The organism is Pseudomonas sp. BP01, from assembly GCF_022760795.1.
Classification (GTDB): Bacteria; Pseudomonadota; Gammaproteobacteria; order Pseudomonadales; family Pseudomonadaceae; genus Aquipseudomonas; species Aquipseudomonas putida_Q.
This window is the reverse complement of sequence record NZ_JAFBKA010000122.1, coordinates 1-292: the sequence shown is the minus strand read 5'-3', so window position 1 is coordinate 292 and position 292 is coordinate 1. Positions and strand designations below refer to the sequence as shown.

The window sequence follows — 292 nt, the reverse complement described above, 5'->3', positions numbered from 1 at the left end:
ACTTCAAGCTGACCGATGGCACGACAGTCGTTGTGGCCGCCAACAGCACCACTGGCTCGGCCACTGCAACCGCGCCGGATAACGTCTATGTCGGGACTAACCAGCCGGTGGTCAACGCCATCGACGCGGTCAGTGGGGCGGATGCGTGGAAATTCGAAAACCTGAACCTGGACAAGACCCCGGTCAGCACCCAGGTCACCGATGAGCCAGGCACCCCGGGCAATGAAGGCGACCTGGTCAAGGTCACCATCACCGCCGACCAGACGTCGGTGGCGGAAAACGTCAAACCGAC

Annotated in this window: 1 protein-coding gene; it reads left to right on the top strand. The window is 62.0% G+C overall.

Annotated elements, in window-relative coordinates; genetic code table 11:
* A partial coding sequence (locus JOY50_RS28755) for an immunoglobulin-like domain-containing protein (protein ID WP_243056201.1) occupies window positions 1-292 on the top strand: 292 nt, incomplete at both ends.